At 44.2% G+C, this 19173-nt stretch carries 19 protein-coding genes and 1 tRNA gene; 8 read left to right on the plus strand and 12 right to left on the minus strand.

The window, feature by feature from the left end; all coding sequences use genetic code 11:
• The first annotated feature begins 36 nt into the window (after positions 1 to 36).
• Positions 37 to 1320 (plus strand): DUF3086 domain-containing protein, encoded by a 1284-nt coding sequence (locus B5D77_RS05575; RefSeq protein ID WP_106908439.1) that lies wholly within the window; start codon positions 37 to 39, stop codon positions 1318 to 1320.
• Between the two features lie 4 nt (positions 1321 to 1324).
• On the opposite strand, the gene B5D77_RS05580 is transcribed toward B5D77_RS05575, so the two are convergent.
• On the minus strand, positions 1325 to 2410 hold the full coding sequence (locus tag B5D77_RS05580) for a tRNA (guanine-N1)-methyltransferase (RefSeq protein ID WP_106908440.1): 1086 nt from the start codon (positions 2408 to 2410) through the stop codon (positions 1325 to 1327).
• A gap of 723 nt (positions 2411 to 3133) precedes the next feature.
• Complete coding sequence (gene tsaE, locus B5D77_RS05585; RefSeq protein WP_106908441.1) at positions 3134 to 3604, minus strand: tRNA (adenosine(37)-N6)-threonylcarbamoyltransferase complex ATPase subunit type 1 TsaE; 471 nt, start codon at positions 3602 to 3604, stop codon at positions 3134 to 3136.
• Between the two features lie 442 nt (positions 3605 to 4046).
• Between tsaE and B5D77_RS05590 the strand changes: the two genes are divergently transcribed.
• Positions 4047 to 5246: a lipid-A-disaccharide synthase-related protein gene (locus B5D77_RS05590; protein WP_106908442.1), complete on the plus strand. Its 1200-nt coding sequence runs from the start codon at positions 4047 to 4049 to the stop codon at positions 5244 to 5246.
• Here B5D77_RS05590 and B5D77_RS05595 read toward each other — a convergent pair.
• Entirely contained in the window at positions 5243 to 6823 is a 1581-nt protein-coding gene (locus B5D77_RS05595) for a glycoside hydrolase family 3 N-terminal domain-containing protein (RefSeq protein WP_008205212.1), read from the minus strand. The genes B5D77_RS05590 and B5D77_RS05595 overlap by 4 nt on opposite strands.
• On the opposite strand from B5D77_RS05595, the gene B5D77_RS26160 reads away from it, so the two are divergent.
• A complete protein-coding gene (locus tag B5D77_RS26160) occupies positions 6810 to 6962 on the plus strand; it encodes a hypothetical protein (protein WP_172969731.1) in 153 nt (50 codons plus the stop codon). The genes B5D77_RS05595 and B5D77_RS26160 overlap by 14 nt on opposite strands.
• A gap of 114 nt (positions 6963 to 7076) precedes the next feature.
• On the opposite strand, the gene rbfA is transcribed toward B5D77_RS26160, so the two are convergent.
• Positions 7077 to 7469: a 30S ribosome-binding factor RbfA gene (rbfA, locus tag B5D77_RS05600; RefSeq protein ID WP_106908443.1), complete on the minus strand. Its 393-nt coding sequence runs from the start codon at positions 7467 to 7469 to the stop codon at positions 7077 to 7079.
• A gap of 41 nt (positions 7470 to 7510) precedes the next feature.
• On the minus strand, positions 7511 to 7708 hold the full coding sequence (locus B5D77_RS05605) for a DUF751 family protein (protein WP_002737592.1): 198 nt from the start codon (positions 7706 to 7708) through the stop codon (positions 7511 to 7513).
• A gap of 431 nt (positions 7709 to 8139) precedes the next feature.
• Here B5D77_RS05605 and B5D77_RS05610 point away from each other — a divergent pair, with 431 nt between their 5' ends.
• Complete coding sequence (locus B5D77_RS05610) at positions 8140 to 9483, plus strand: DUF3370 domain-containing protein (protein ID WP_008205215.1); 1344 nt, start codon at positions 8140 to 8142, stop codon at positions 9481 to 9483.
• Between the two features lie 7 nt (positions 9484 to 9490).
• Here B5D77_RS05610 and B5D77_RS05615 read toward each other — a convergent pair whose 3' ends face one another.
• Both B5D77_RS05615 and B5D77_RS05620 read right to left on the minus strand, forming a co-directional pair.
• Positions 9491 to 10003 carry a TolB family protein gene (locus tag B5D77_RS05615; protein WP_008205217.1) on the minus strand — a complete coding sequence of 171 codons (513 nt, stop codon included), beginning with the start codon at positions 10001 to 10003 and terminating at the stop codon, positions 9491 to 9493.
• Between the two features lie 23 nt (positions 10004 to 10026).
• Positions 10027 to 10242: a hypothetical protein gene (locus tag B5D77_RS05620; protein WP_002737387.1), complete on the minus strand. Its 216-nt coding sequence runs from the start codon at positions 10240 to 10242 to the stop codon at positions 10027 to 10029.
• A gap of 356 nt (positions 10243 to 10598) precedes the next feature.
• On the opposite strand from B5D77_RS05620, the gene B5D77_RS05630 reads away from it, so the two are divergent.
• Positions 10599 to 10672 (plus strand) — tRNA-Asp (locus B5D77_RS05630).
• Between the two features lie 85 nt (positions 10673 to 10757).
• On the opposite strand, the gene B5D77_RS05635 is transcribed toward B5D77_RS05630, so the two are convergent.
• The gene (locus B5D77_RS05635) at positions 10758 to 13292 is read right to left on the minus strand and encodes a glycogen/starch/alpha-glucan phosphorylase (protein ID WP_106908445.1); all 2535 of its coding nucleotides are present in this window, start codon (positions 13290 to 13292) and stop codon (positions 10758 to 10760) included.
• Between the two features lie 169 nt (positions 13293 to 13461).
• Between B5D77_RS05635 and hpnA the strand changes: the two genes are divergently transcribed.
• Positions 13462 to 14448 (plus strand): hopanoid-associated sugar epimerase, encoded by a 987-nt coding sequence (hpnA, locus tag B5D77_RS05640; RefSeq protein WP_106908446.1) that lies wholly within the window; start codon positions 13462 to 13464, stop codon positions 14446 to 14448.
• A gap of 329 nt (positions 14449 to 14777) precedes the next feature.
• Here hpnA and crcB (B5D77_RS05645) read toward each other — a convergent pair whose 3' ends face one another.
• On the minus strand, positions 14778 to 15182 hold the full coding sequence (crcB, locus tag B5D77_RS05645) for a fluoride efflux transporter CrcB (protein ID WP_008205224.1): 405 nt from the start codon (positions 15180 to 15182) through the stop codon (positions 14778 to 14780).
• Positions 15183 to 15328: 146 nt separating this feature from the next.
• Positions 15329 to 15718: a fluoride efflux transporter CrcB gene (crcB, locus tag B5D77_RS05650; protein ID WP_106908447.1), complete on the minus strand. Its 390-nt coding sequence runs from the start codon at positions 15716 to 15718 to the stop codon at positions 15329 to 15331.
• Positions 15719 to 15842: 124 nt separating this feature from the next.
• Here crcB (B5D77_RS05650) and rsmA point away from each other — a divergent pair, with 124 nt between their 5' ends.
• Together rsmA and ispE are read left to right on the plus strand one after the other, a co-directional pair.
• Positions 15843 to 16649: a 16S rRNA (adenine(1518)-N(6)/adenine(1519)-N(6))-dimethyltransferase RsmA gene (gene rsmA, locus B5D77_RS05655; RefSeq protein ID WP_008205229.1), complete on the plus strand. Its 807-nt coding sequence runs from the start codon at positions 15843 to 15845 to the stop codon at positions 16647 to 16649.
• 17 nt (positions 16650 to 16666) lie between these two features.
• Positions 16667 to 17608, plus strand: a complete 942-nt coding sequence (gene ispE, locus B5D77_RS05660) for a 4-(cytidine 5'-diphospho)-2-C-methyl-D-erythritol kinase (protein WP_008205231.1) — start codon at positions 16667 to 16669, stop codon at positions 17606 to 17608.
• A gap of 21 nt (positions 17609 to 17629) precedes the next feature.
• Here the strand turns inward: ispE and B5D77_RS05665 are convergent, their stop codons facing one another.
• Positions 17630 to 18442, minus strand: a complete 813-nt coding sequence (locus B5D77_RS05665; protein WP_008205233.1) for an urease accessory protein UreD — start codon at positions 18440 to 18442, stop codon at positions 17630 to 17632.
• A gap of 3 nt (positions 18443 to 18445) precedes the next feature.
• The gene (locus B5D77_RS05670) at positions 18446 to 18970 is read right to left on the minus strand and encodes a hypothetical protein (protein ID WP_106908448.1); all 525 of its coding nucleotides are present in this window, start codon (positions 18968 to 18970) and stop codon (positions 18446 to 18448) included.
• Between the last annotated feature and the right edge of the window lie 203 nt (positions 18971 to 19173).

The raw sequence follows: 19173 nt of genomic DNA on the forward strand, positions 1-19173 counted from the left end.
CCTTGGCCCTCTGTTCGCTCTGCATTTCTAAAGCCGATGAATTCAGAAGATTTTAATGTTTTACCCCTTGACAAAATGACAGACTTACCCAATGAATCTGTCGAAGAATTTAGTTTTGACGATCTCTGGAACGATCGCCCGGTAGAGAATTCCCTGCCATCGGAAACCGCCCCCGAAGGCGAATTAGTTCCCACAGCGCAGGCGCAACCCCTGCGGGGGGAAATCGAGGCTCTAGAACGGCAAAAACAGAGCCTAGCGGCAGAAATCTCGGCGTTAAAAGCGGAAAAAGAACGCTTGATCGCCGAGGAACTAGGGGATATCAAAGCTCAAATCGAAAGAATGCTCAAGGAAGGCGTAAAAGACCTAGAACAACGCAAACAGGCTTTAGAATTAGCGATCGAACAGTTAGAACGCCGTCGTGAGCGGATTCGGCAGGAAATGCGGAGTAATTTCGCCGGAGTCTCCCAGGATCTAGCCGTGCGGGTTCAGGGATTTAAAGACTATCTGGTGGGCAGTTTACAGGATTTGGCCGCGGCTGCCGAACAGTTGGAATTACCCCGTTTTGAGACCCCCGAAAAATCCCCCCGACCTGTGGAACCTCCCCTGCGGACCGAACGGGAGGAAAACCCGCGCCCATCCCGTGGCAGTCAAGGCCGGGATGGACGCGGAGAAAGTCCCCGTCCCCCCCGTACCAGTAACCAGGGCCAGGATAATTGGCAAGAACCCCGTCGTTCTAACCGTTCGGGTTATGAATCGGAACCGGTGGGACAATCCACCCCTAGACAGGGCTTTTCTGACCAAAATCAGCGCATACAAACTCTTTTAGACCGTTATCGCAGTCGTCCTGACTATTACGGACCGCCTTGGCAATTACGGCGCACTTTTGAACCAATTCACGCCGAACGGGTGCAACAGTGGTTCTTTAAACAGGGGGGGCGGGGTACGGTTCGCGGTATGGGCAGCCGTCTCCAGAATATTCTGGTGGCTTCGGCAATTATCTCGATTATGGCGGAATTACAAGGCGATCGCTTCCGTTCTCTCGTTCTGGCTAATAGTCCCGAACGTTTAGGCGAATGGCGGCGCGGTCTCCAAGATTGTCTCGGCATTTCCCGCGCCGATTTTGGACCAGACCGCGGCATCGTTCTCTTTGAGTCTCCCGAAGCTTTAATTCAAAAAGCGGAACGTTTAATCGACGATAAGTATTCACCGCTCATTATTATCGATGATACCGAAGAACGGCTGAATTTCGCTCTTTTACAATTCCCCTACTGGTTAGCTTTTGCCCCTGAACCCCAACAAAGTTCTAGTTATTGGTATTAACTAATTAGTCCTTGAGTAGTGCGATACATTGGGCTAAAGAAGCGTTAGTTTTCACCGCTTGCGGGTTAATATGGGTGGCAGCGGCTCGATAACCTTGTTCTAGGAGAGCTGCAATTAAATCTTCCCTTTTGGGTAGATCTAATTTGCCCCTTCTACCAATTTCCCCAAAGCTATAAAAATAGGGAGGAAAATCGTTTTCTTCCCTCATTATTTCTAACAATTTAACTACCTTTTTCCACTGCCATTGATCGGCTAAATCTGCCATTTTTTCTAGATAAAAGCGATCATGTAAACTGCCTAACCACAAAGGTCCAGTTAAGGTTAAAGGTTGCCCGTCCCCAGAACAAACTATTTTGCCTAACTTTGGCCAAGGCACTGATTGATATTCCCCGCAGCTATGACAATAACCGAGAAAACCGTAGTTATGACTATTTAATTGTCTATTAGCCGTTAACCGCACCATCACCCGATAACTTTGACCAAAAAAGAAGGAAAAAATCGGCGTAATTCCTAAACCTAACCGGGCCGATTCTAATTGCAAACCGGCGATAATTAATCTTAATCCCTGTTCGTGGGCAGCCGGATGATTGCGAGCAGATGCTCCATAATCAGCTAAACTATTTTCTAGATTATGACCCGTCAACGTCCGTCCATCGGTATTAGTCAGATAAATTAAACCCCCGATTTTAGTGGCTAAAGGAATAGCACTAAACAGAGATGCAGGGGAACCAAAAGCATCAATATCAACTAGATCATAATGGTCTTTTTCAAGATAACATTCTAGGAGAACTTCTTGAGCAGATTTATAGGTTATCTTCCCTTTTTTCTGTTGTAATAAACTCTCTAAGTTAGCGTCTAAAGTTGGCTTAATTTCTGGATTACCATCATTAACCCACAGCCAATCCGCACCACTTTCTAACCAATACCTGAGCGCTCGCACACCAGAGCCGCTCATTACTTCTAAAACGCGCAAACTGCCCCGCTCTTTTTGGGCAATTGCCGCCCCTAAAACTCCTAAATCTCGGACGATTTTACTCTCTGGTCGATAAAAAGTATTGTTGATATTAAATATCGCTTTTTCTTCCTGCATCGCTCATCTCATAATTAGGGTTTGCTGAAAAAGTTTTTCTTGGGGGCAGGGTGTGGCCCCCCAACCCCCCCGACATCGGGGGGGCAGGGTGTGGGGTGTAGGGTTTTACCGATTTTGAAGGGGTCAATTACCTAATTTTCAGGGAAAAAGTCCCTGAATTTTCCCCCCGATCACTCCCATATCTGGTACTTTTTGATTTACAAAAACTCTAAAAGTCTTAACCCACAAGGGTTTTACCATTATTCAGCAAGCCCTAATTAGCACTCGATCGCCTCTTTTGTATTTTCACGATTCCCTAGGAGAGGAAAGGGTCAACCACTGCCAAAACCGATCAGACATCAAGATAGCAGATAAATCTAAAGATAGTGTGAAATTAGCAAAAATTGCCGATTTTTTTAGTATTATATCCCTGAAAAGCTGATAGTTTCCCTGTGAGAACGGCAAATTAAAGGTAAAAAAACAGTTATTTTTTTACATCTTATAAGTAGTTAAGTAGGTAGGCACAATTATTTGTAGGATGGGTTAGCGGTAGCGTAACCCATGCGGGCGTTGGGTTTCATGCTTCAACCCAACCTACGTTCATTTTATATTTAATTCCACCCACCTACTTAGATGTTAAAAACTATCAGTTCCCCCCTTATCAAGGGGGGATTAAGGGGGGATCGAACCCAACATCTATCTTAGATGCCCAGAGTTACCGCTAAAGTTTGATTGCTTAAAGAGTCAAGTGCTGATGGCGATTCCTGTGGGGTCGCTATTTTTTTCCTCCCCACCGACAAAATTGAGGAGCGCTCCTCGTCCCTGAGCGCCTCGATCGAGTAAAGTAATCTCTAGATAATTTTCCGGCAAAAAAGTTAAACGTTCTGACCATTCGATCGCCACTATCCCTAAATCCACCTCGATTCCCTGCCAATAATTTTCTAGGTACAGGGCCTCGATATCTTGACCCTGCAAACGATACAAATCCAAATGATACAAAGGAAGGCGGCCTTCGCTATATTCGTTAACGAGGGTGAAGGTAGGACTAGCTATAGGCTCTTGAATGCCCAATCCTAGGCCAATTCCCTGTACTAAGGTGGTTTTTCCCGCTCCCAAATCACCTTTTAATAAAATTACACTGCCGGGGGCCAAGGTTTGCCCCAGTTTTTCCCCTAAATTGACAGTAGCTTCTCGATCAGGCAAGTCGATAATCATTTTTTCCCGCTAGGATGCCAATTAACCACTGATTTTAATATAGCGATCAGAGCAGCTTTCTGACATCCTTGGCTCTGGGGGGCAAAATTTGGTCTTTTGATCGAGAAAAATAAAAGCAGTTAAACTAATCTCTTAAGTAGTCGTGCAAAATTAATTTCCTAGTGAAGATAGGCAAGAGGCAAAAGGCAATAGGCAAGAGCGGGGTTAGATATGTGTAATTAATTTTGCTTAGGTACTTATCTCTTAGTCTTACCTTTGGTCAAATGGTCGTTATCAAGACAGAGATAAGCGATCGGCGAAACCTTCTGGTAGATTAGACTAAATGGGAGTTGGTTAACTGCTTTTATAAAATTGATGGTTCCCTAACCATCAGCATTGTCTAGGGTCGAAGGTAATAAAACAACCGAAGTTTAGGACTTTAAGCTAGAAGTTAAGAAAAACAGTGAAATTATTATTTTTGAGTAATGGCCACGGTGAAGATGAGATCGCGATCCGGATTATCAAAAGACTGCAATCATCTCCCCACTGTCCGGATATTACTGCTTTACCCCTAGTGGGTAACGGTTATGCTTATACTCGTCTGGGGATTCCCCTTCTCGATCGAGGTCAAAAAATGCCCTCTGGGGGTTTTATCACTGGGGATGCGAAACAATTATGGCGAGATCTGCGGGAGGGATTATTAGGATTAACCTCCCGTCAATACCGTCTGGTCAGAAATTGGGGCCAAGAAGGAGGAAAAATTGTCGCGGTGGGAGATATCTTACCCCTTGCCCTTGCTTGGTTGAGTGGGACAGATTATGCTTTTGTGGGAACGGCTAAATCGGAATACTATCTCCGGGATGAGCAGGGATGGTTAGATAGTAGCTCGATGATCGATCGCCTCTGGGGTTCCTACTATTATCCCTGGGAACGCTGGTTAATGGCTCATCCTCGCTGTCGGGGGGTTTTTCCCCGGGATAGTTTAACTAGCAAAATTTTACAACAGTGGTCAATTGCCGTTGTCGATGGGGGTAATCCGATGATGGATGACCTTTTACCCGCAATAACGGGCGATTTTCCCCAAGATTGCCTAACTATTCTGCTACTACCCGGTTCGCGCTTTCCCGAATCTCTCCACAATTGGCAGCAAATTCTCGCAGCTGTGGCGGCCATTATCGGCCGTTTTCCCGATTACAAGCTGGAATTTTTGGCGGCGATCGCTCCTTCTCTCCCCCCAGAATCTTTTACGGCTGCTTTAACTTCCCAGGGTTGGGGAGAACATAGCACAAATAAGTTTATTTGTCAAGAGGTATTTATAACTATTTCTCAAAGGGACTACGCCGAATATTTAGGCCGTTGCCATTTAGCGATCGCCATGGCGGGAACTGCCACGGAACAGTTCGTCGGTTTGGGTAAACCGGCGATCACAATTGCGGGATCTGGACCACAGTTTACTGCTCATTTTGCCACACTGCAACAGCGTTTATTAGGCTGTTCAATTCTCTTGGGCGATAGTGCCGAGTCAGTGGCAGACAAGTTAGAATATTTATTACAAAATCCCCCAAAGTGGCAAGAAATCGCCTTTAATGGTCGTCAGAGAATGGGAGCGGCCGGTGCCTCCGATCGCATTGCCCAATGGTTACTAGGCAATTTTTGCCCTTAAACGAAAGTATCGGTCTGATTTTCGCCGCTAGTGGGCCCCTCAAAAATAGTTTCTAGGGCAATTTTTTGGGCGCTTGGTTGTTGTCCGTAGCTGAAAAGATAGGGAATTTCTCCGCTTTGTTGACGAAACCACTGGAAAACGTAGGGACTACCATAAATAATCAATGCTTGAATTTGTCCAGTTTTCAGCAAAGCTTGATAGATAGCTTTCGTTTCGTCGCTTAATCCGGCACTACCCCGAAAAGGATTACCACGGATAAATACTTGTAGGAGAGTCGTTTCTGGGGAGACGAGGGACTGATTAAAGGTACTACGGTCGATTATTTGGGTTTGATAACCCCATTGTCGGGGAATTGTCACCGCCGGACAAGAGCGATCGAGAAAGTCACAGTTGAGTAAATCATCGATAATGATTAAATTGCGGCCTTGAGTGGCTTTAATCGGTAAATTACCGCTAACTGTTTGGGAATCTTTTAAAATATCCCTGACAATCTCTAGAGCTTGCGGTGCCGCTAAACTGCTTAAGGATTCTAAGAATGGCTGTCTTTGCCCTAATTTCTCTTTTGCTCGTTGAATACGCTGCCAAGAATCATTAATTCTCGCTTCGCTAATTGTACCCGCTTGCACGGCACTATACACCGCTTCGATCGCTTCGATCGGATCGGGAGGCATTAACAGTATATCGGCCCCCGCCTGTACCGCCCTCACTGCTAGGGCGGCAGCGCTGGCAATTTTGGTTACTCCTCCCATAATCAGGGCATCGGTGACGATTAAACCCTGAAAACCGAGATTTTGGCGCAGTTTTTCCCCGAGAATTTTCGAGGAAAGAGTGGCGGGAAATTCGGCATCCCAAGCGGGAATTAACAGATGGCCTGACATAATACTATCAACCCCCGACTCGATCGCTGCTTGAAAGGGCGGCAATTCGATCGCTTCTAGGCGATGATGATCGTGGTTGATGATGGGAAGATCGAGATGGGAGTCATTGCTGGTGTCACCGTGGCCGGGAAAATGTTTGGCCGTGGTCAAAACTGGATAGGAATTCGCCCCTAAAATAAAAGCTTGAGCCAGATTAGCGACGATTTCGGGAGTTTCAGCGAAGGAACGAATATTAATAACGGGATTGTCGGGATTATTGTTCACATCGACAATTGGGGCTAAAATCCAGTTAATCCCGATCGCTAGTGCTTCCTTAGCGGTAATTGCTCCCATTTCTCTAGCATATTCTGTGGCTTTTGTCAAGCTTTTTTCGGCTATTTTTCCTAAAGCCATCGGGGGGGGAAACCAAGTAGCGCCGGAAAACCTTTGGCCGACTCCCTCCTCGATATCGGCGGCGATGAGGAGAGGATTATCGCCGGACCAACTTTGTAATTGTTGGCTGCGGAAAGCGATTTCGGCGGCGCTGCCTCCTAAGAGAATCACCCCACCGAGGTGGAGGGTTTCTAACCAATGTTTCAGGGTGGCGTTGACGGGTTCCCAAGCAGGATAGCGGATTTGTTGGTCAAAGAGATAGCCGGAAGCGCGGACTACTATCATCTGACCAATACGTTCTTTTAGGGATAAAATGCGATCGCTCACTATTCAGTTATCAGTTATCAGTTATCAGTTATCAGTTATCAGTTATCAGTTATCAGTTTCTGAAGGCAAGAGGCAACAGACAAGAGGCAAAAGGCAGAATCTGGCAATTCTCCTAGCTAAAAAGAAAGTTAGAAACTAAGCACATCAGAGATTTTAGCCTAACCAATTAGGTTTTAGTTTCTGGAAATTTATCAGGTTTAAGTTTTAAGTTGCCAGTTTTGCCTAAATTTAGTTATCCTCTACTGATCACTGTTCACTGGTCACTGATATCGGAATCGTCATCTTCTGGGGGTCGATCGCTTTTAATATGATCAAGAAGGTGTAACATTCGATCGCCGCGTTCGAGGGAAGAATCTTCTAGAAAGACCACTTCGGGGGTACGTCTCAGACGGATACGTTGGCCTAGTTCACGCCGGACGAATCCCGCGGCAGCTTTTAAACCGGCCATAGTTTCGGCCTTTGCATCTTGGTTGCCGTAGATAGACACGAAAATCCTAGCGTGTTGTAGGTCGTGGGAGAGATCCACATCGGTAACGCTCACCATACCGGCACCGACGCGATCATCTTTAATTTCCATTAATAACATTTGGCTGACCTCGCGCTTAATTAGCGAGGACACGCGAGATACTCGACGGTCGTTAGCCATAATTTTTGTCCCCTAAAAACAGCGAAACCCCTACCATTGTATCAAGCTAATCCGAGCATGGCTTTGAGGGTGAAATAAAGAAAGGCGAAAGTTCCCCCCAGAAAACCCACAAGTGCGATCGCTGTGAGGGGATTTTTTAATAAAGGGGCTAACCAGCCGAAAAAGGCGAAGAAAATCCCTAAACTAAAGCTAATCAGATAGCGGGGGTAACGGCTCACGTTATCAAAAAAGTCGCCCATAAATTTTGTTTATTATCTTTGTCCGTAAGTAAGTATAGCAGTAAGCTTCGATCCTGAGCTACCATTACCAGTAAACTTAAAATCCTATCTCTCATTAATTTCTCATGATTTCCCCGGAGATATTTTAAGGGAGTAAATCAAGTATGTGTTAAGTATTGAATTAATTTTCTACCATTTGAGGAATTGCCAAGGCTGATCACTGATATTGAAGGCGTAAGTCGGGATTCTCCTCTTTTCTCGGTCGTTGCTTAGAGCGCATTTTCACTGACTCACCTCCGACTTCTCCGTCTGGTTTTACCGTTTTTTATTTCCTTTCTCTGGGATGATCAGCTACTCTTGATAATTAAGCTTCTTGCTGAAGTTGACACCAATGACTGCCTTCCTCCTATCGTAGCTGAGGAATGCTATGATCAAAAATTAATGATCTTGAGATGGTAATTTGCGTGATCTTGCCTGTTTTGCTACCCATTGCCCAAACTCCCCCTAGTGTAGAAATAATTCGACCGGCCCAGGTGCGTCCTTTACCGAATCAACTAGATCAAGTTCCCGTTTTTAATAGCAATAGTCCCGAATTATTGCTAGGAGAAGGGATTTTACTTTCCACTTTTCCCCCCCAAGAGAAAAGTTTTCCCTCGGCCCATTTAAATTATGCTTTTCAGGGACGCTTTGATATTTTTGCCCACCATGTAGCTAGGGGGAATTTCCCCGATAATTTACGCAGCCTTTATTTGGGGATATTACTCCACAATCCTAGTTCTAATCCAGTCACCGTTAAAATTCTGCAAGGGGCTAGTTATTTGAGTCAACCGGATGCAGCTTTTATCGATTTACCTGCACAAGTGGAAAATAATCAGGGGACGGTTTTTGCCGGTCCAGGAAGTCGGGTAATGGGGGATATTTTAATGGGGCAGCGTCAGGATATTTTTCCCGATAGGATTATTATTCCCCCTGGGGAGAGTTTTATGGTCTTAAATGCGGCGATTCCCGTGCGCGATTTGACTCCACCCTTAAACGGTAGATCCACTTATCTCCGTCTGGAAAGTGACGGTCTTCTCTACGCTGCTAGTTTAGCTCTTTATGCAGCCCTAGACGAAAATGGGCAAGAAAGACCCCCAAATCTGACAGAATGGGAAAATCTGCTGGAAAAAGGCGATTTATCGACTCCGCGCGATCGAGCGCCCACTCCTCCCAATAGTCAAGGACAGATAATTTATGGACGGGTAGCGGGGGTGTCCCAAGGTTCAGCCTGGCCCGCCCGATTGGTCGATCGAGCTTCTTTATGGTTAAATATTCCTGATTCTGGTCAATCTATAGCCTATGGGATTAGTACCCTACCCGGAGGCAAACTGGGAACGGAACAAAATCAAAGTGCTAGTATGTTAGTTCGCTATCCCGATACGGCCTATCAAGCTCATGGTAATTACGGTGTGGAATATAGGTTAAGTTTACCTCTATTTAATCGAAGTGATGAGGCGAAAACGGTGACTATTGCGCTAGAAACACCGATTAAAGAGAATGTTATCGGTCAGGGTTTGCGTTTTCTCGATCCGGCTGCCCCACAAGTGTTTTTTCGGGGAACAGTAGCCGTCAATTATAGCGATGACCAAGGACGGGCAGAAAGCAGATTTTTCCATCTCGTCCAAAGACGCGGACAAGAGGGAGAATCTTTAGTGACTCTGACTATTCCTCCGGGGGATTGGCGTGTAGTACAGGTAAATTTTTTATATCCACCAGATGCCACTCCTCCGCAGGTTTTAACGATTAAGACCGAGTAGAACAAGTTTAAAATTGGCCGTTAACGATGGCAATATTCCATTGACCGTCTTGGTTGGTTTCAAAGGCAATTTGGCGACCATCACCGCTAATGGTGGGATTACGCACGCTTCCCCGCAGGTTAGCGGTTAATAGGGTTGCACGGGACTGGGAACGATCATACACCATGACATCACTTTTACCGCGTTCGCTGGAGATATAGGCAATTAAACGACCGTCAGCATTCAGAGATGGCTGATCTTGGCTAGAATCGCCACGATTTAGGTTAGGAAGATTAACTAGGCGCTTTTCTTGCAGATCGAATAAATATATACTACGACGACCTGAGCGATCGGAAGCGAAGGCTAAATAGCGACCATCAGCACTATAACTGGGAAATTGATCGGGGGCAAAACTATTTAAACCACCGACGGGAACTTGAGGAGTAATCAAAAGAGGGGAATTACAGCCACTTATTCCCGATAAAAGTCCAAAAGAGGCCAAAAATCGCCCCAGCCAGATAAAAAATTTTTTTTCTTTCATCTTGACTTTTGACCCCAAATGTGCTAGTAACTTTCTTCCTTGCCGACGGTTTTGAGGGTAAGTAGTTGATTGCCTTGACTGAGACTATCGGCGATCGCTTCTCGAATCGGCAGGTCAATACTGGTTTCAGCGAGGATTTCTTGGGCTTTTTGTCGCAAATCTGCTCCAGTATCGGCATCTACTTGGTCTAGATCGAGTAATTCCTGCGATAGCTGTTCGATCGAATTCGGGTTAGTCATAGCTCAGGCTCCCAACAAGCTTAATTACAATCCCATTGTAAAGAGGGTTCGGTCCCTAATTGGGGATTTTTTGGCTTTAATTCAGTATTGATAAGCTGTTCGTAATTTAAATTGCTTGTTGAGATCAGGCGGTCGGCAGGAGGCAGGAGATTATTTTTATTTATTCTCCCCACTCCCCTCTCCCCCCGCAACGGCTCGCAGTGGTCTCCCCCCACTCCCCAATTCATAATTCCTCCTCTCCCCACTTCATAATTCATCATTCATAATTCATAATTCCCTCTCCCTCAAAAAAATTTTCCTGGAGGTGCTTGACATAACCCTGATGATGAAGTTACAATCAGAATTGTCGCAAAAATGGGATTGTAGTTCAATTGGTTAGAGCACCGCCCTGTCACGGCGGAAGTTGCGGGTTCGAGCCCCGTCAATCCCGTAGAAATCTAGATTAGAGTCGCTCAAGGCTGGTTATCCTGTGGGCAGTAGGATCGATGAAGACGCTCCCACTGCCTAGATTGGTTCTAATTTACCGATAAACCGGCATTAGCTTGAATATAATCGGGTAATTCAATCTTTACCGGTTGTACCCGCCAGATTTCCTCGCAGTATTCCCGAATCGATCGATCGCTAGAGAATTTACCCATGCGGGCTACATTAAGAATCGCTAAACGACTCCAATGTTCTTGATCTTGATAGGCACGACCGACTCCTTCCTGACAATCGATATAGGACTGATAATCGGCCAGTAACATATAGGGATCATTGTAGATAAGATTATCCACAAGCGGGCGGAATAAACTACTATCACCCCGGCTAAAAAATCCCGAACCAATGAGGTCTAATACTGCCCGCAATTCTTCGTTATGGTAATAGTATTCTTGGGGATTATAACCGGCGGCTTTCTTAGCATAAACCTCCTCGGTTGTCAATCCAAAAAGAAAGAAATTTTCCGCCCCCACCTCTTCACGAATTTCGATATTTGCCCCATCGAGAGTGCCGATAGTTAAAGCCCCATTCATAGAGAATTTCATATTACCAGTTCCCGAAGCTTCTTTCCCAGCCGTGGAAATTTGTTCGGACAAGTCGGCAGCTGGATAAACCCGTTGACCGAAGGTGACATTATAATCGGGGAGGAAAACCACTTTTAAACGTCCTCCAATCGTCGGATCATTATCGATCACTTCCGCCACAGAATTAATCAATTTAATGATTAATTTCGCCATAAAATAACCCGGGGCTGCCTTCCCACCAAAAATAAAGGTACGGGGGGTAATATCGAGATTGGGATTATTTTTGAGGCGATGATAGAGAGTGACGATATGTAAGACGTTGAGATGTTGCCGTTTATATTCGTGAATGCGTTTTACCTGCACATCAAAGAGGGTACTAGGATCAACTTTAATGCCGACTTTTTTATCGATATAATTGGCTAAATCTGCCTTAATATCGTATTTAATTTGTCGCCAAGAGTCCCGAAATCCCCCATCATCCACATAGTTTTCTAAACCGCGTAAATCCTCCAGATGTTTAATCCAATTTTCGCCGATTTTTTCGGTAATTGCAAAAGTCAAGCGGGGATTACTAGAAACTATCCAGCGTCGGGGAGTAACCCCATTGGTTTTGTTGCTAAACTTTTCGGGAAAGAGTTCATAGAAATCGCGAAGAACATCTTTTTTTAGTAATTCTGTATGGAGAGCTGCCACCCCATTAATTGCCTGGGAACCCACACAGGCGAGGTGAGCCATACGGACGTATTTTTCGCCGCTTTCATCGATTATAGACAAACGGGACATTTTGCCATCATCATGGGGATAAATAATGCGAATTTTATCCAAGAAACGATGGTTAATTTCGTAGATAATTTCCATTAATCGCGGTAAAAGACGACCAAAAATACTCAAAGGCCATTTTTCTAAAGCTTCTGGCAAAAGAGTATGATTGGTATAAGCGAAGGTATTTTGAGTAATAAACCAAGCTTTATCCCAATCGAAATGATGTACATCAATTAACAAGCGCATTAACTCAGCTACCCCCACAGAAGGGTGAGTATCATTCAATTGTACCGACCATTTTTGATGAAAATTATCGAGACTGGGGTTCTCATGTAAGTGAATACGAATCAGATCCTGTAGGGAACAGGAAACAAAGAAATATTGCTGTTCTAAACGCAGTTCTTTGCCTTGAATTGGTTCATCGTTAGGATAGAGAACTTTACTGATATTTTCCGAGTGAACTTTATTATCCACCGCGCCATAATAATCGCCACGATTAAAGCGACCAAAATCAAAAGATTCACAAGCTTCTGATTTCCAGAGACGCATGGTATTAGCGGTGTTAACTCGATAGCCGAGAATTGGGGTATCGTAGGGAATTCCTTTGACTACATAATCGGGAATCCAATGACTGCGATAATTACCATTTTCGTCGATGTAGGATTCGGTATAACCGCCAAATTTTACCTCTACCGATGATTCCGGTCGGGCAATTTCCCAGGGATTTCCATACTGTAACCACTTATCGGTTATTTCCACCTGCCAACCGTCGTGAATTTCTTGATCAAAGATACCAAATTCGTAGCGAATACCGTAACCAATAGCTGGAATTTCTAGGGTAGAAAGGGAATCGAGATAACAGGCCGCTAAACGACCTAAACCACCATTTCCTAACCCCGGTTCTTCTTCCTGAGCAATTAATTCTTCTAGTTTTAATCCCGATTCGCTGACAGCTTTCTGCACTTGTTCGTAGATACCGAGATTAATTAAATTATTAGCCAAATGGGGGCCGACTAAAAATTCGGCCGAGAGATAACAAACGGTTCTGACATCTTTTTTTAGATAGGTTTGTTGGGTGGTTAACCAACGCTGCAATAAACGATCGCGGATGGTATAAGCTAGGGCCATGTAAAGATCGTTTTTGCTGGCTAATTCCGGTAATTTACCTTGAATATAGAGTAAATTATCCCTTAAAGCCCGTCGGATAGTTTCTGTGTCTAATCCTGTTCTGTCGTCTTCGATGATAATCGGACAAACAAAACTCGTGTCTGAAGATGTATCCATAGGAGTGTTTTTACTGAAGATTGGCTGCTCTTAGTTTAAGATAACCAGACCCAAAATTATATCAAGAAAAGCTTAAATCTTGACTAAGATTAAGGTATAGTAATAATAAAGTTAAGGTGATTAAATGTCAGTTACCGATAGGAAGCGAAAATAGGGGAAAGTTTGAGCAATGCGTGCTTTTGTGACGGGTGGAACGGGTTTTATCGGGGCGAATTTAGTGCGATTGCTTTTAGTCGAAGACTACCAAGTGCGCGTCCTCGTCCGTCCCCACAGTAATCTCAGAAATTTGTGGGGTTTAGATATCGAAATTGTCTGGGGTAATTTAAATGATGAGAACTTATTTAAATTAATGGTCGGATGCGAAGTTCTCTTTCATGTAGCGGCACAATATTCTCTCTGGCAAAAGGATAGACATCAACTCTACCAAAACAATGTTTTAGGTACAAGAAATGTTCTAGAATCGGCGCATCTAGCGGGAATTACCAGAATAGTTTATACCAGTTCCGTGGCCGCTATTGGAGTGGGTAAAAAGGGTGAAAGTGTCGATGAAACTTATCAAAGTCCCGCCCATCAATTAGTGGGTTATTATAAAAAATCGAAGTATTGGGCAGAACAGGAAGCATTGAAAGCAGCACAAAGAGGACAGGATATCGTTATAGTTAATCCTAGTACGCCCATAGGAGCCTTTGATATTAAGCCTACACCCACCGGCGACATTATTCTCCGTTTTTTGCGACGAAAAATGCCCGCTTATGTGAATACGGGATTAAATCTAATTGATGTGCGCGATGTGGCCTGGGGACATTTATTAGCTTTAGAAAAGGGCAGAACTGGCGAAAGATATATTTTAGGTCATCAAAACACTTCTTTAAAAACTTTGTTGACAGAATTAGCCAAAATTACCGGCATAAATGCCCCGAAAATTGTTTTACCTTTTTGGATTCCTTTACTAATAGCTTGGTTAGATGAAAAAGTTCTTCCTGTCCTCGGAAAATCCCCCTCTATACCCCTTGATGGCGTGAAAATGTCAAAACAGTCCATGTACTACGATTCCTCGAAGGCAGTGCAAGAACTAGGCTTACCCCAATCGCCGATTAGACAAGCTTTAGCCGATGCCATCGATTGGTTTCAAACCAATGGAGACATTACTTATTAACACTGAGTAGGAAAGGAAAAAAATGGTCTCAATTGTGCTGAGATGCTTAAGTAGTTAGGTGTTAAAAGTTGTCAGACATCCCCCTTATTAAGGTAGTAGGGTTGATTCATGAATCAACCCTACTATGAATCAACCCTAGGGGCAGGGCTCTCCCAGCTTTGGTGGGTAAAATGTATTCTAAGATACATTTCTCAAGAGCGAGGGGGTGGAACGAACCACAAAGACACAGAGGACACAAAGATCGATCGATCCTATGTCAATTAAACTTATCACACAGAACCTAGAAGAGCCGGGGCAGGGGGCATCTGATGCAAAATCTATTTAATAACTCATCTAGGAAACCCCGTTCTTGCTAAAATAACTCCAATTTTAAGCGCCATCATCCCCCCAAGAACACTGCCCAACCAGTAAATTAAACTGAAAGTCACGTTTCCCTGCTCTAAAAACTTGTTAACCTCCAAACTATAGGCGGAAAAAGTTGTATAGGAACCACAAAAACCCGTGGCAATCATCAATCCTAATTCTGGGGCAATTATGCGAATATTTTCCTTAACCATAGTAAAAATATAGGCAATAATTAAACAACCAGAAACATTGACAAAAAATGTTCCCAAAAATCCCCATTCTTGACCGAAAATACTGTCAATTAATTCTCCGATATAAAAACGACTCAAAGCCCCAAAAATAGCCCCAATCGCCACGAATAAACTATAACGTCCCCTGAAAAAATTCATGCTGTCTCTCCTGTCCTTCAATAGTCAATAAATTGGAGAATTAAGTAGCTGGTTATAATTAAATTTAAAATGGATTTTAGGTTCGATCTCCCCTTAATCACCCCTTGATAAGGGGGGGCATCTGATAGTTTTTAACGCCTACCTACTTAACCTAGAAAAAATTGGGCAATAGCTGCCCCGATTCTCACGGCAATCAATCCGAAAATGATACTAGCAACGGCAAAAAAAAGACTGAGAAAATTTTGCTGATTGCGCCAGAGGATCAATATATCTAAACTATAGGTAGAAAAGGTGGTATAAGCTCCTAAAAATCCCGTTCTCACCATTAAATCTAGTTCGTGGGAATAAAAGGGAACACTGGGTAAAATAGCCCAAAAAAAGCCGATAGCTAGACAGCCAGTTAAGTTAATAATAAAGGTTCCAGATGGAAAGCGCAAGCCGAATTTTGCTTTTGTCCATTCGGTAATATGATAACGAGATAACGCCCCCGGAACCGCTCCGGCTACAATTGCGAAAACATCGTTCAAATCTGACATTGTATCTAATTTTTTTGCTATCTTTGTCTAGGCTCTATGATAATTGATGCGGTTATTGATCGCATGGCCCATATTTTCAGGGGTGTTATTGTCGAGGACAACCCTCTGACTTTAAAATAGAGGGATGAAAATTCAACCGCGTAAACGTTTTGGACAACATTGGTTAAAAGATGAATCGATACTCGATCGCATCATCGGCGCTGCTAATTTACAATCAGAGGATCGGGTATTAGAAATCGGCCCTGGTACAGGCATTTTAACCCGTCGTCTTCTCGATGGCGCTCAATTGGTTGTCGCTGTAGAAATCGATCGAGATCTATGGACAATTTTAAATAAAAAATTTGGCCAACAAGATAACTTTCATCTCATCCCGGGGGACTTTCTTAGCCTTAAACCCGAGCAACTGCCGCCAGTTAATAAAGTAGTGGCTAATATTCCCTATAATATCACCGGTCCGATCCTCGAAAAGCTGCTCGGTTCGATCGCCCATCCCTTCACCCCCCCGTACCAGAGTATTACCCTCTTAGTCCAGAAAGAAGTCGCCGAAAGATTAGTCGCTGTCCCCTCCAGCAAAGCTTACAGCGCTCTCAGCGTCCGCATTCAATACCTTGCTGATTGTCAATGGATTTGTGACGTACCCCGGCGGGCCTTTTCTCCACCTCCCCAAGTGGATTCGGCGGTAATTCAGCTTTTACCCCGTGTTTTGCCTAATAATGTCAGTAATCCGGCTTTTTTATCCACTTTAATTAGCTGGGGTTTTGCCAACCGGCGCAAAATGTTACGCAATAATCTAAAAAATTGTCTAGATAGCGATCGATTAAGCCAAATCCTGACACAATTAGAAATTAATCCCCTCGCTCGCGCCGAAGATCTCAGTTTATCGCAATGGATTGACTTGGCGGAAAAATTAGGTCAATTGCCAAAATTTTAGATTTTTTTCCTTGACAAATGCACAGTTATACCCTTCTAGCCCCCGCTAAAATTAACTTATATCTAGAAATCGTTGGCGATCGCCCTGATGGTTTCCACGAGTTAGTCATGGTGATGCAGACGGTGGGATTATGCGATCGCATCACTCTCCGGCCGAACGGATTGCAGGAATTCCGTCTCTTTTGCTCTCATCCCCTCGTCCCCCAAGATAGCAGTAATCTCGCCCATCGGGCTGCCACTTTGATGGCGAAGGAATTCCCCCGCGTCTTTGCCAATTACGGCGGCATCGATATCACCATCGAGAAATATATTCCCGTGGCTGCCGGTTTAGCGGGGGGTTCCACCAACGCGGCGGCGGTGTTAGTCGGTATCGATTTAATCTGGGAATTAGGCTTAACCCGTCCGGAATTAGAAACTTTAGCGGCAAGATTGGGGTCCGATACTTCCTTTTGTGTGACAGGAGGAACGGTTATCTGTACGGGAAGGGGAGAAATTCTCGATCCGATCGCTCCTCTAACCGGATTATGGGTTATTTTAGCTAAATACGATCATTTATCCGTTCCTACACCCTGGGCCTACCAAAGCTATCGGCAAAAATTTCAGGATACCTATCTGTCTTCTCCAGAGGACTTTCATCACCGTCGTCAGCAGGTGAGTTCCGGGGCTTTGGTACAAGCGATCGCACAGAAAAAACCAGCCGCTATCGGCAAATTTATCCATAATGACCTCGAAAAGGTGGTTTTACCCGAATTTCCCCTCGTAGCCGAGTTAAGACAGGTTCTAGGGGATTTAGGCGGCTTGGGAACGATGATGTCAGGCTCTGGCCCGACGGTTTTTACTCTCTGTTCATCTCAGGAAGTGGCGGAAACTATCGTTAAAGAGGCCCGGGAAATTCTCGTCGCTCCCGATCTACAATTTTGGATAGCCCCAATCACCGATACAGGCATTCAAGTGACTTGAGAAAATGACAATTAACCGCCTTTACCAAGATAACCAAACTCGCGGAATAATTGCCTCTCGATCGCTTATTTCTCGTCTTAAAATTTGCCAAACCTGCTGAAACCATTGTCGCACCTCACCGCTAGAATTGCCCCGATAACGACATAAAAGACCATCTCCTAAAGTGCTAGTAACTCCCATCTCTCCTTCTAGGGAAAAATCTCTCACTTTCTCGATTAAATTTCTTCCCACCGGTTGACCGATATAAACTAAAGTACCGATCATGGCACTATTATTTAAACCAGAAAATCCCTCGATCATTTTACCACCCAACAGGAAGGATCGATCAATCCATAAAGGTTGTCCCGATCGCCAAATTTCCCAATTAGAATGCCATTCTCCCGCTAAAAATTTCTCGCCTCGCGCACTGCGGCCAAAACGGGTAATTTCCCATCCCAGCCAACTGCTATTTTCCCCTAAATCCACTCGTAAATGTTGGCGAAATGCTGCACCATTAAAGATAATTGTTTCTTGGGGTAGCCATTCTAACCCGGCATTGTCATCGATTTTAATCTCGATTAATTGCTGTGCCATCTGACCGTTACTCTGGTAAACTTTTCCAGCAGAAGCAGTGGTAATCAGGGCATTAGTAGCGGCTTGGAGATGAATTTTTTGTTGCAGAACATCACCCCCAACTATTCCCCCCGCCGTGTGTAAAATCACCGTATGACAAAGGTTTTTTCCTTCGGGATAAAAAGGTCTTTGTACTTTTAAAGGGGCGGTAGCATAGACGTGATTAATCTCGGTTGCGAGATTTTTTTGCTTGTAAATTAGTTCTAGGTTTCCCTGCCACATTATTTATTGATCCTCGGTCATGGTTTCTAGAAATTGCCGATAATTTTCGGGACTGAGATTAATTTTAACTTCTATTTGCTGTTCTTTATCCCTGATCAGTAAAATATATTCACTTTCCGCTTTTTTGCCGACTAGGAGAGGATTTTTTAGCTCGAATTTTTGATAAACTGGATGGGGTTTCGTCACCCGAATAACTAAACTAGGTTGGGATTGAGGATAAATGTCTAATTGCTCCCGTTCCCGATCTAAAATTAATTGTTTAGGTGTCATGCTTCTTTCGTCAGCAAAAGTAGATTTATGCCAATAGAGGGTAATCCCCCGAATTTGAGGCATTTGGATGCTAAACTTTTCATCAAAACCTTGCTGCTCCCAATTAATATCTTCCAGAGAGCCAGTATCGGGAATTAAACGCTGTTGCCAGAAGACTTCCTTAAGATTTAAATCTTGCCACCATTGGCTAATAATTTGGAAATTCTCCAGATTATCGGGGTGGGGATTGACACTTTGCCAGAGGAGAGGAGTAAGCATTTTGGGGTAATTTTTGCGCTGGGAAAATCAGGTTAATAGTCTTCGCTGGAGTTAAGGGATCATTAATCTCAATTATCATCGATTCTTGAGCTGCCGATCGGGCCATGGTATTAACTCTCGATCGCATTTTTATTTTATCCTAAATTATCGAGGGAAAAACTGCTAAAAGTGGTCTTCAGATGCGATCGCCAGCCACCAGCCCA

It is taken from the genome of Microcystis sp. MC19 (assembly GCF_003019735.1).
Classification (GTDB): domain Bacteria; phylum Cyanobacteriota; class Cyanobacteriia; order Cyanobacteriales; family Microcystaceae; genus Microcystis.